Genomic DNA, 11,568 nt, shown 5'->3' with positions numbered 1-11,568 from the left:
GCCTTGACTGTTTCAGCAGGGAGTTTGACTTCTGCTGCCTTGGCATCTCCCTTTGTCGTCGCATCGATGATGACTTCTTCAGACTTGTTCTCAACAGCTTTGTCAACAATCTTGTCAGCTGTTGTCTTGTCCACCGTGGCAGTCGCTTTGCCGTCTGCGCCTGTTGAGGTTTCAACATCGGCAGTCGTTGTCTTGTCCCCAGGGTTGCTGGTTACGTTGTCATCCGGTGTTGGAGTTGGTGTCGGAGTAGGTGTTGGGGTTACATAAGACTCAATATATATACCCTCATCATTCTTGGTCCATGTATTCATACCTGAAGAATGTACTGGTGCATCTGCGCTTTCAGCTAATACGATGTATTCGGTTCCTTTTTTGTATTCTACATATCCGCTCATCAGCATAGCTTTTACGTCATTCATAAAAGTTCCACCAGAAACTGTAGTCTCTATGTAATCTTTTGCATCGTGACTGCCATATTCCCATATGCCAAGAAAGCCGATTCTTCCACCTTTGATTTCTGTAATCAAGTTTTTATTCCTAGTGCCTGACCAAGTGCCATCTTCAGTAACGACACTATCGATATTACCACTCTCTATAATTGTCGTAATTGCCTTATCTCCATAACAATTATTAGTGGTGTTGCCATAGTCACAGGTAGAAATAGCATAAATTAATGGATTTCCATTTTCATCCATCTTTCCCTTTATTGTACTATTTATTACCTTTAGGTAGCCCATTGTATTAATAGTGCAAGAATCAATTGTATCCGGACAGTCTAAAGTGACGTTTTCCAAGATAAGTTTTCCATAATTTCTTATCATAAATTTCACATTGTCATTTGTACTGATTAATGTGCCATTCAATATCTTAATTTCTCCGAATAGCTGCATTCCATTAGTCACTGTCCCTGAAGACCCGACTAACTGATCTAAATCTAAAGTAAAATTATTTAAATCCAGAACGACTTTTTTTGTCTTTGGCAGCATTATTCCGCCGTTTGTATTCTGTAGTACAGTAATGGTCGTTTCCATATTATCTGTCACAGCATTTAATGCATCATGCAAAGTTTCATAACCATTTGTCCCGATTTTTGCTGCAGCATTTACATACCACACTTGTGATTTATCGCCATCAACAGTAACATTTTTTTCGACATAGTATCCACCACTATTGTCAACCACAGTTCCTGCGGCACCTTTAGTACCGTCAATCCAAAGGGCAGGCTTCTCATTAGTTGTAGTAATCTTAGTATCTGCTGCTACCGTTATACTTCCACTCTTGTCAACTTCAATACCACCCCATGTGCCTTTCAAATCATTTGTTCCACTGATTGTTCCACTAGCGTTATTGAAAAGGATGGCCCCTTTTCCTGCCTCCGTCACAGTAATATCTGACAAACCGATTCCAGTAATAGCACTACCATCAGGGCTTGCATATGCGTGTATTGCATAATTATTTGTAGATGCAATCTTTAAGTTCTCCAGCTTTACGTCACTGGCAGTGATGAGAATCGTATGGTTTTCATCACCTACATCTGCATTACTGGAAACAGTATGGCCGTTTCCCTTGATAGTGATAGTTTTATTAATTTTTACCGTTTCGCTGACATTCTGCTGTAATTCAATCACAGCATTGCTAGTAGCAGCATCTACTGCCGCTTGCAATGTCTGATATTGTTCATCGCCGATTTTTGCCACTGTACTATTGTCGTTACCAGCAAATGCCATCATCGGCATGTAACACATGACCATAATCAGCGACATCAACATCACTGCTGCTTTTTTTATTTTTGTTTTCATCCCCTCATTCCTTTCCTTCTTAAAATTCAGGTTAATATATATCCACCGCACTACGCTTGCGGAGAATATCAATTATATGTTGATCGGTGCACAGCCTTTTTCCTCAAGAAAAAGATTGACCTTCAGTACATCGCTGATTTTGTTGTTGATGCAGATTACAATCCATACGTCCCTAGGATCATGCGGGTTGATAGTCTGCTTTCCGCCGAGCATCAATGCCTCATTAAGTTCAGCAAAATCCATTTCTGCAGCAATACATAGAGCAATAATTTTATCTCTTCCTGGCATCTTCTTGATGCCGCTGGTGATGTTATAAACGTAATTCCGGTTTATCCTGCTGTTAGCGACAATCTTTGCTAAAGGTACGCCTTTTTCTTCAGATTTATATTTCAAGAATTGAAAGAAATATTGAAACTGCTCTTCTTTATGATTTTCCTGTATAAACCGTCTGCCTTCTTCCTCATTTCTAAGGCTGCTGAGTTCATTTGCCAACAATTGAAAATCGTTCACATTTTCCACATCCTAATTTAATTTTGTTCTTGTCCTTTTTATATTTTAGCTTACCTAAAATTGGATTTGGCGTGCCGCCGGCACAAATGGGGCAGAAAATTATGTATTTATATTTTTGCACACAAAAAAGACCATCTTCAAAATAAAGATGGTCTAACAGTAATTTCCAGTCAAGGGACTGCTTAAAGTGGAAGCAAAATTTTGGATTCCACCAGGCTCTCTAAATAATCCTGAATGCTTTCTCTTTGATAGAAGTTTGACGGCGTATAGGAACTGTTTAAGTTATGTGCAATGTCAAAATACCACTGACCGTTATAACAAATCAAGCTGGTAACACCATGTTTATGTCCGTCATTTGCATTGGCTCCAAAATATTTATCATACTGTTCCTTTGTTGTATAATAAGTGATTACTTTATTCTGTTCTTTTGCACTGCTCACGACATAAGGCACTAAATAAAGTGTTGTATCCCTATAAGTCTGCAAAGTTTTCCTATATTTTTCCTTGTCACTCTCTTTCAGATATCCATTTTCAATCTTTTTCTCCAGTATCATCTCAATTGCAGAATCAGTCAGAATTCCATTTGTTTTTCCTGGTACAATAAATTTTTTACTAGCTTCTGACTTTGTGTACTTATTGAGAATAAAGTCATTGGTCTTATGTCCCGTATAATCATTTTCCATGTATTTCGTCACTGAATCCGCCAAATCTTTTGCCGCCTGGTTGTTGGCGTTTTCCTCACCCGGCTCCATCCCGTCGTCATGGTAGGTGCATTTAAAAGTGACTAAATCCTCTCGTACATCAGCAGCATAAATGGTGCCGCCTGCCGGACACTTGAAATCATCTATATAGCCTTCCGTAAGCAGATAGGAAATAATCTCTTCTGACACTTTGCTGTTTACTCCGCCAGTTCCGTACTCATCCAGCCAATTCATCCGCTCTGTCATAGAAATAACTACAGTACCATGCTGCATAGAATCTCTATTGGTTTTGCAGACATTTTCTTTCGCTTCTGCGGTACGCCCAGAAAAAATGACAACCGAAACAGAAACCAGAATGCCGACCAGGGCAACTGCTACCAACAATTCCGCTAATGTAAATCCTCTATTATTCCTCATATTACCTACTTTCATCCATGCATTCTCCATATCCGGTTTTGTGACTTCCGCCTTTACATTTTATCACACTATTGCACAGACAGTCAAACTGCAATACCGTATATTCATTCCACGATGTTCTGCCAGCTGATAGCAGAAACCTTGTACCGATACGAATTACTGATTGATGAGCAAAAAATACAAGGCGTGCCTTTTTCAACACGCCTTTTGTGTATACTTCAAAACTAGTCAATAGGCAAAATCCGTCAGATCCACTTCCAATTGGTTTAGCCTGGCCAAGGTGCTCACGACAGTAAAAATAATTACGGCACCCAAATTTGCTGTAGTATTGTCCTGATCAAAACGAGGAGAGATTTCACAGATATCAAACCCCTTCACCTTTCGCGTTCTCAAGATATGCTTAATCAGCGGCAGAACCACCTCCGGATCTACTCCCAGGGACTGGGTCGCACTGACGCCGGGGGCAAAGGCCGAAGAAAAAACATCGGTGCAGATTGTGATATAAAAAGAGTCACAGGCATACATAAAAGCATCTACCTTTTCCAAGATTGAAGAATAATTGGTATGATGTATTTCTCTTGCCAGAATATACTCTACTCCCAGCTCCTTTGCAATCTTGAACAGCTGAACCGTGTTGCTGTGCTGCTGAATGCCCAGGGGCAGATAATGATATTTCATGCCTCTTTCGTAGCATATATCAGCAATCTGGCTGAACATAGAGCCAGAGGATCTTCCCTTGTCATAAGGCCTGAGGTCAAAGTGGGCGTCAAAATTGATAATTCCAATGTCCAGCATCTCTTCTCTGAGACTTTGATCAGCCAATTGTCCCTGAAAATGACCAAAAGTCGTCTCGTGACCGCCGCCCAAAACCAGCGGGAACAGATTCAAGGCTAAAATACGTTCAACAGCAATGCCAAGAAGCCGCTGGCCCTCTTCCATAGAGATCTCTTCGCATTGAATATCCCCGGCATCATAGAGGACAACTTCCTGCGTGAAGGTACACGGCAGATTGGACATCTGCCCCCTGATAAAGCCAGGTGCCAGAGCCGTGCCAGCTCTGCCCTTATTGCGCTTTACTCCCTGATCGCTGCAAAATCCAATAAAAGCAAATCCCAGCTTTCCTTCAAAAGCAGGTCTCTCTTCATTGAGATTTAAGGGCTGAACCCATTGATGCCAACGGAAAGCTTCGTAGTCTGTGGTACTGTCGATTCTTCCTTTCCAGTATTCCATTGCACTCATATAATTTGTCAAAAACATAAATCCACTCCTTTGTCCAATCTATTCCTTGCTGTAAACTTAATGATTATAGATAAATTTCGTCTTATCCAGGTAGAGTGCGCCTTCAATCTGGTATTTCTCGAAGGCATCCACATAACCATATGATTCATTATCGTATACCTTTCCATGACTGTCTTCATATTCGAAGGTTATGGAATTGATATCTCTCTGCAGGGCGCCAAGATCTGCGTCATCTTTCAGCTGAACGAATACTACGTAACCTGCATCTTCATCATATTTGTCATAAAGGCGATAAAACGCTGAGAAATCTTCCTTTGTAAAACGCCTTAAGTCTTCCGTCGTGTAGATATGAACCAGCATAAAATATTGATTTTCCAACATCCCTTTGAAGGTGTTTATTTCGTCAGGCAGGTAGTATACTTCATAAGCGGAGTCTGTCAAAGTTACATCTAAAATCGAAGAACTTGGGATATGAAAGAACGTCTTAACAGACTCAACAATGTTTTCATAGTTTTTATCGCTGTATATTTCACCTGTTTCCGAGGAATACACGCCGCGGAAGGTTTCCTTCCCCACTGTAATATCCCCTGACAGGTCTCCAGTTATCTTTTTTTCACTGGGAATACCGAAAAGAGGGTGATAAATCGTTCGTGTTTCTGCCCTGACGTTTTTGACCCTCGCATCTTGTCCATATTGGAGAATCGCTTGATCCGCAAAATAATCCTTCTGTTTAGAAACCAGATCACAGCCCTTTTGTTTCTCTGTATTACTCATGCCACAACCCGTTGTCAGCACAAAAATAACGATGAAAGAAAATGTGATGATCAATGTCAGAATTTTTTTCGTTGTCATAGATTTTTTCCTTCCCAACTGCAGATCGCCTCCTTTTCAACAACGGTGCTTTCTAAAGTATAACACAAAATTTTCACCCTTACCAACCGATAATGGAAATCAAACTATTCGTATTGACAATATAACCCTCAGGTTCACGAATAAACGAAGTGAACGCGAGGGTTATATGATTTATAGCAAAGTCCTATGCATGGACGTAGTTATACTAGTTCTCCTGCATCGGCTTTTGCCTGTTCTTCCGGCGTCATCTTGGTTATAGTGACCCCGATAAACGCCATCAGCAGTGTTACGATTGGCATCGCATAGTTGAATACCGCCCACGGCAGATAAGTACCGGCAGTAACGCCCAAGGTTGCCGCAATATACATACCGCAAGTATTCCACGGCACCAGACAGGATGTGACTGTACCAGCTGACTCCAAAGCGTTAGATAATGATTTCGGATGAAACCCTGCTTTTCGGTAGGCATTTGCATACATTCTTCCCGGAACTAAAATAGAAATGTACTGTTCTGGCATGACAACGTTAGAGGCAATGCAGGTAGCCTCTGTTGCTGCGATCAGTCCCGGACCACTCTTCACATACTTGGTTATCTTGTTGATAATCACTTCCAGCTGTCTGGTTCCTTCCATGATGCCGCCGAACATCATAGCGATAATCGTCATCAGGATGGAGGATGCCATGCTCATCAGACCGCCTGTCGTGAGCAAATCGTCCAACGCTTTCAGTCCACTGTTACAAGTAAAACCGTTTCTGGCAACATCGAGAATGTCTCCAAAGCTGGCACCGTGATGCAGCAGTTCCAAGGTATTGTGATCAAAAATTGCCACGTCGCTCTGAAAGATTGGAGCCAGTATTGCCCCTACAATGACGCCGAGAGTGATTCCTGGAATGGCTGGTACCTTCAATGCGATGGCTAATATAACCACTAACGGCGGCAGCAGTAAAATTGGAGTAATATTGTAAGTTGCCTGCAGTCCATTTATCAGTGCGGTAACCTGTGAGGTGTCTACATTATTAGCTGCAGCATGCCTGAATCCATAGACGGCGAAAAAAATCAATGCAATCACATAAGCGACGAGGGTTGCTTTGATCATGTATTTTACATGGGTGAATACATCTGTTCCTGCCATGGCAGGCGCCAAGTTTGTCGTATCTGATAACGGTGACAATTTGTCTCCAAAATAGGAGCCCGACAGAATTGCCCCAGCTGTCGGACCAATGGGCATGCCAAGACCTGCAGCAATTCCCATCAGTGCTAATCCCATAGTTCCCATGGTTCCCCATGAAGTGCCAGTTGCCAAGGAGGTAATTGAACAAATCAAGACGCTGGCAACTAAGAAAACCGATGGCGATAATAATTTCAGTCCGTAATAAATCATTGTAGGAATCGTGCCCGACAGCAGCCATACGCCGACCATCATACCGACAATCGTCAAAATCAAGATTGCCTGCATAGCCCGGGAAATACCCGTAACCATCATTTCCTCTATCGCTTCCCATTTATAACCTAGCCTTAATGAAATCAGTGCGGCGATGATTACGCCAATAAACATTGGAATATGCGGATCTACACCAAAAACAATAATACCGATGGACATGACAGCAATCAGTCCGAGGAAGGATACAATCGCCTCCCAGAAATGAGGCGCTCGAGGCTGACTCATATTCGTTTCTTTTTCCATAATTTCTCCTCTCAAATACAGCATGATATTTGATTTAATATATTAAGCTGCATTGCGTTTCCCAACTGAATTTGTGGAATTCATACTTTAGTCTGAATCGCAGAGAGGTAATTCGTTCCTAATATTTAGAGAACATCGTCTGTCTATCTGGGAAATTATGAAATAAAAGTGGTTGCATGTGCTTGATGTAGAAAGAAGAAACCCTTGAATTTCAAAATTCGAGGGTTTCTTCTTTCTAACTCAGTTCTTCTAATTGTCTACACAGTTTTTCCACTGCTGCAAGATCATTCTGTTTAAAAGCTGATGTAATGTTTTTCTCTATTTCCTGCTTTTTCTTGTCGATTTCCAAATACTTCTGGTCAAAGTATTTATCATACACCATTTTACGAAATGTCCTCGTGCGCATTCTCCTGACAGTATGATCTTCTATATAAAGTACGAAATCTGCACAATTCGCTGCTAAATAGAAATCATGACTAACCATCAGTACAGCCCCCTTATATACAGCAATTGCTTTCTCCAAAGCAATTTGTGCGTAGATGTCTAAGTGGCTGGTCGGTTCGTCTAGTATCAGAAGCTGGGCATCAGAATTTGCAAGTCGGGCAATTTGCAGCAAATTCTGTTCTCCGCCTGATAACTGGCCTGCTTTCTGGTTTAATAGGTCCCCTTCCAGACAGTATTTTGAAAGATACCTACGTACGCTTTCCTCACAACCAAATCCGTCCTCTTGCATAATCTGGTACACGGTTTTGCTTTCATCTATATTTTCACCTTGAAGCTGGGACAGACATGCATAGCTTGTATTCTCATCAATACGGATAGAAGGATGTCGATTCTCTAGGATGTCGCGAATCAAAGTGGTTTTTCCCGTACCGTTTGCACCGACAATGGCTGCTTTTTCCCCTGCAAGCAATTGAAAGCTCACGTTTTCCAATAAACTTTTCTCAACTATCACCTGATAATCTGTAATGCTTAAAACAGTTTGCTCAGCTTCAGGTTCTACTAAAGGCAATACAATCTCCGGCTCGCGCACTTCGATAAAAGGCTCCTTTATTTGTCTTGCGCGCAGACGATCAAGCTGCGATTGCTTTGCATTGACAGACCTTCCAATGACGGGATTGACCATGACTGTCGCCCTGTGTCTCAGAATATCAACCAGTTCCGCCGTATGCTCGATTGCTTCCTGCTCTGCAAGATTCTGCAGTTTCAACTCTAACTTTTCTTTCAAAATCGTGCAGCGATATTCTGTATAGCTGCCATCATATTCCTGTACATCACCATTCTCCAAGTGTAAAATCTTGTTAAAACAGTGATTGAGCAGATATCTGTTATGGGTAATCACCAGCAATGTTCCTTGATACCCGTTGACCAGCTGACAAAGGCTATTTAAATTTGCAAAATCGAGAAATACATCTGGCTCATCTAGAATAAGAAGATTGGGCGATAACAGCATTTCTCTCATAATCTGCAGGATTTTATATTCCCCACCGCTGATCTGTGATAGCTTTGTTTCTTTTATCTCACGCATCCCAGCCACATACAGTTGCTTTTGAATATTGCTCTCATAATGATCTCCATCCATGGCATCATGCAGATCTAAAAGAGCCTGATATTTCTCGAAAGCGGCTTCCATATTCTCTGCCGCCGCCATTTCTTCGCAAACCGATGCTATGTTCCGCTCATTTTTCAAAAATTTCTCACTTAGAAACTCAAAAACTGTGCGCTCCTGCGCTTTATCCCTGACACTGAACTGACTAGCGTATCCAATTCGGCATCCTTCTTCTTTGATGATCTTTCCATCGTACAGATAATCATCTGGATGAATGAGCATATCAACAAGGGTCGATTTTCCGCTGCCATTGCTGCCGATCAAGGCACAGTGCTGTCCCGTCTCCAGTTTAAAGGAAATATCTTTATACAAATCTTTTGCAGGAAAACCATAAGAAAGTTTTTCTACTTGTATCATTTCTGTTATCCTCTCTATATAATTTCTTTATTAAAATGTCCTCTTGTGTCAGTTTCCTGATTGAAAAGAGAGTTATTTAACGAACCTTCTAATTTTTTCAAGGCATCACTGGCGACTTTCATAACCTCATCGCGAGATTCCGTGGTGAAATAAAGCCTGAAGCTTTCTACCCCCTTTATGGATGGCATTTCATCTAAAAGATTCAATATTTTGCCGTTGAGGATCGTGGTCGTGCAGTCATCATGAGAAAGAATCGGAAATGATCCATACTCATCTTCTATCACATAAGATTTTGATTTGCAGAGACCGCACTGATTCATTTTTTTCAGCGGACAATATTTCGTGAACATCAAAGGTGCACGGCCATACACGATCATCTCCAATGCAGGGTAGCCACCATTTGCTTCATAATAAGAATCGATGAGTTCTTTTATTTGCTTCTTATTTAATTCATAGGACAGTGTCACCCTTTTAGCACCTAGTCTGTGCAGCTCATAGCAGCTGGTCGCATTGACGACATTCAAGGAATAATCAGTGATAAAGGGATTGGTTTCCCTGTAATGATAAATTCCACCATATCCTCCAATCAAAACTGCCCCTTCTCTCTCCTCATAGGTATTTTGATTTCTTCTAATAATGTTGTCAAAATAGACTTCTGTAATTCCTGCGCTCACACAGGCGTCATACTGTTCCCTCGTCGTCACAGCAGCTGTGATATATGGTTCTTGCAGCGTAAAGGAAATCTTCTCTTTTGCCGCTTCCTTTTTTATCCTCTTTTTCTTATTGTTCAGTTTTAGTTCATATAGGCCTTGTACAATTTCTCTTCTCGCACTATTTAGTAATTTGGCCGGAATAAATGCATTATATTCCTCAAACTCCACATCATTTAAAGTAAATACAGTATCGCTCAATCTGGAGAATTGTTTTACTACCTGCTCCTTGGTTGCAGGGTTATTCATTGCCTCTCCTAAAGTCTCTGCGCTCTCATATAAGTATTGAAATCCCAAACCTTCTGCATCGATGACCAGCTTTGAACCAGGATAAGCATACACCTTGATATCCAAGTTAAAACGTCTGAATTCCTGATCCAAGGTATTCTCTAACTCTTTGTAATATAAATAGTCTTTGGTCTTATATACGATGTCGCCGATAGACAGCTTTTCTTTGATTTTGATGTAGCATACATGATCCGCTTTGTTGATCAGGTTGCCATCTCTATCATACAGTTTTACAACCGATAGATTGACGTCTTCATTGTCATGGTCAATTCTGATGATATCATTCTGATTTAAAATCTTGTTCAGGGTGATTTCGTACATGCCCTTAAAAGATTTTGTGATTTTACCGATTTCATAGCCAAAATTATTAGGCTTTTGAATATTCGTGATATCCTTGACATCTTCATGAAACAAATAGCCTTTTGTATACGTTCTGTTAAAAGTTTTGTTCAGATTTTCTTTATCCTCATCACTTGCTTTTCCATCTAATGCTAATCTATATTTAGATACAACATTGGCCACATAAGCAGGCTCCTTCATGCGGCCTTCTATCTTTAAAGAATCGATGTCCTTCAGATCGTCTATGTGGTCGATTGTATTGAGATCTTTTGTCGATAAAATATAGCTTTTACCTAAAGAAGTATTGGTTGTTGTATCAATCAGTTCATACTGTTTACGGCAGGATCCCACACATCTGCCCCGGTTGCCGCTCCGATATCCAATCAGCCCCGACATGAGGCAGTTTCCGGAGTAGGACACGCACAGTGCACCGTGGACGAAGATTTCCAAAGGAATCTTAGCAGTTCTTTTTATTTCTTTTACCTTCTCAATGGAAGTTTCACGTGCCAGGACAACTCTTTTCGCCCCCAGTTCCTTAAATAATAAAGTTCCATCCAGATCGTCTAAGCCCATCTGGGTGGAGCAATGAGCTTCCATATCGATGAAATTTCTGACGACGTAATCAAATACAGCTAAATCTTGAACGATCGCCCCATCCACGCCGATTTCATTCAATTGGTGAAGCTGCTTTTTCATGTCACTGATTTCGTCTTCAAATACAATGGTGTTCATAGTCACATAGATTTTAACGTCTCGCAGGTGCGCATATTTCACAGCTTCTTCTAATGATTCTAAATCGAAATTAGAAGAATATGCCCGAGCGCCGAACTTTTGCATACCTAAATAGATTGCATCTGCACCGTTTGCAATTGCAGCCTTCAAGCTTTCCATATTACCGGCTGGAGCTAATAGTTCCGTCATTTTTTCCTCCCGTTTTCAATCAAAAGCCTCTGAATTGCTGAAATTCAGCGTTTCAGAGGTTTTAACTTACAAGTGATTAGTTTTTTGCTATTTGTTTTTCCGTCTTCATGGGTTTATCATATGAATAGTCGATGATCTTGG

At 41.0% G+C, this 11,568-nt stretch carries 8 protein-coding genes; all 8 read right to left on the bottom strand.

Going from position 1 to position 11,568, the window contains the following annotated elements; all coding sequences use genetic code 11:
- Positions 1-1,799, bottom strand: a 1,799-nt coding sequence (locus ACMQ5W_RS03855; protein WP_419023528.1) for a hypothetical protein, incomplete at its 3' end; no start/stop codon positions are given.
- Between the two features lie 72 nt (positions 1,800-1,871).
- Positions 1,872-2,309, bottom strand: coding sequence for a hypothetical protein (locus ACMQ5W_RS03850; protein WP_419023526.1), 438 nt, complete (start codon positions 2,307-2,309; stop codon positions 1,872-1,874).
- A 182-nt stretch (positions 2,310-2,491) separates the two neighbouring features.
- Positions 2,492-3,442, bottom strand: a complete 951-nt coding sequence (locus tag ACMQ5W_RS03845; protein ID WP_419023524.1) for a type II secretion system protein — start codon at positions 3,440-3,442, stop codon at positions 2,492-2,494.
- 213 nt (positions 3,443-3,655) lie between these two features.
- Positions 3,656-4,684, bottom strand: a complete 1,029-nt coding sequence (hutG, locus tag ACMQ5W_RS03840) for a formimidoylglutamase (protein WP_419023523.1) — start codon at positions 4,682-4,684, stop codon at positions 3,656-3,658.
- Between the two features lie 39 nt (positions 4,685-4,723).
- Positions 4,724-5,518, bottom strand: coding sequence for a hypothetical protein (locus ACMQ5W_RS03835; protein WP_419023521.1), 795 nt, complete (start codon positions 5,516-5,518; stop codon positions 4,724-4,726).
- Positions 5,519-5,718: 200 nt separating this feature from the next.
- Complete coding sequence (gene nhaC / locus ACMQ5W_RS03830; RefSeq protein WP_419023519.1) at positions 5,719-7,203, bottom strand: Na+/H+ antiporter NhaC; 1,485 nt, start codon at positions 7,201-7,203, stop codon at positions 5,719-5,721.
- Positions 7,204-7,438: 235 nt separating this feature from the next.
- Positions 7,439-9,169: an ATP-binding cassette domain-containing protein gene (locus ACMQ5W_RS03825; RefSeq protein WP_419023517.1), complete on the bottom strand. Its 1,731-nt coding sequence runs from the start codon at positions 9,167-9,169 to the stop codon at positions 7,439-7,441.
- A gap of 14 nt (positions 9,170-9,183) precedes the next feature.
- Positions 9,184-11,427: a DUF3656 domain-containing U32 family peptidase gene (locus tag ACMQ5W_RS03820; RefSeq protein ID WP_419023515.1), complete on the bottom strand. Its 2,244-nt coding sequence runs from the start codon at positions 11,425-11,427 to the stop codon at positions 9,184-9,186.
- Positions 11,428-11,568: the final 141 nt, after the last annotated feature.

Source organism: Emergencia sp., assembly GCF_048465375.1.
Taxonomy (GTDB): Bacteria; Bacillota; Clostridia; order Peptostreptococcales; family Anaerovoracaceae; genus Senimuribacter.
The sequence above is the reverse complement of the archived record's forward strand: the minus strand, read 5'-3'. Positions and strand labels throughout refer to the sequence as shown.

Excerpts from the sequence above, each read along its gene's own strand:
- ACMQ5W_RS03845 (WP_419023524.1), bottom strand. The coding sequence starts at position 3,442 with ATGAAAGTAGGTAATATGAGGAATAATAGAGGATTTACATTAGCGGAA.
- hutG (WP_419023523.1), bottom strand. The coding sequence starts at position 4,684 with ATGTTTTTGACAAATTATATGAGTGCAATGGAATACTGGAAAGGAAGA.
- ACMQ5W_RS03835 (WP_419023521.1), bottom strand. The coding sequence starts at position 5,518 with ATGACAACGAAAAAAATTCTGACATTGATCATCACATTTTCTTTCATC.
- nhaC (WP_419023519.1), bottom strand. The coding sequence starts at position 7,203 with ATGGAAAAAGAAACGAATATGAGTCAGCCTCGAGCGCCTCATTTCTGG.
- ACMQ5W_RS03825 (WP_419023517.1), bottom strand. The coding sequence starts at position 9,169 with ATGATACAAGTAGAAAAACTTTCTTATGGTTTTCCTGCAAAAGATTTG.
- ACMQ5W_RS03820 (WP_419023515.1), bottom strand. The coding sequence starts at position 11,427 with ATGACGGAACTATTAGCTCCAGCCGGTAATATGGAAAGCTTGAAGGCT.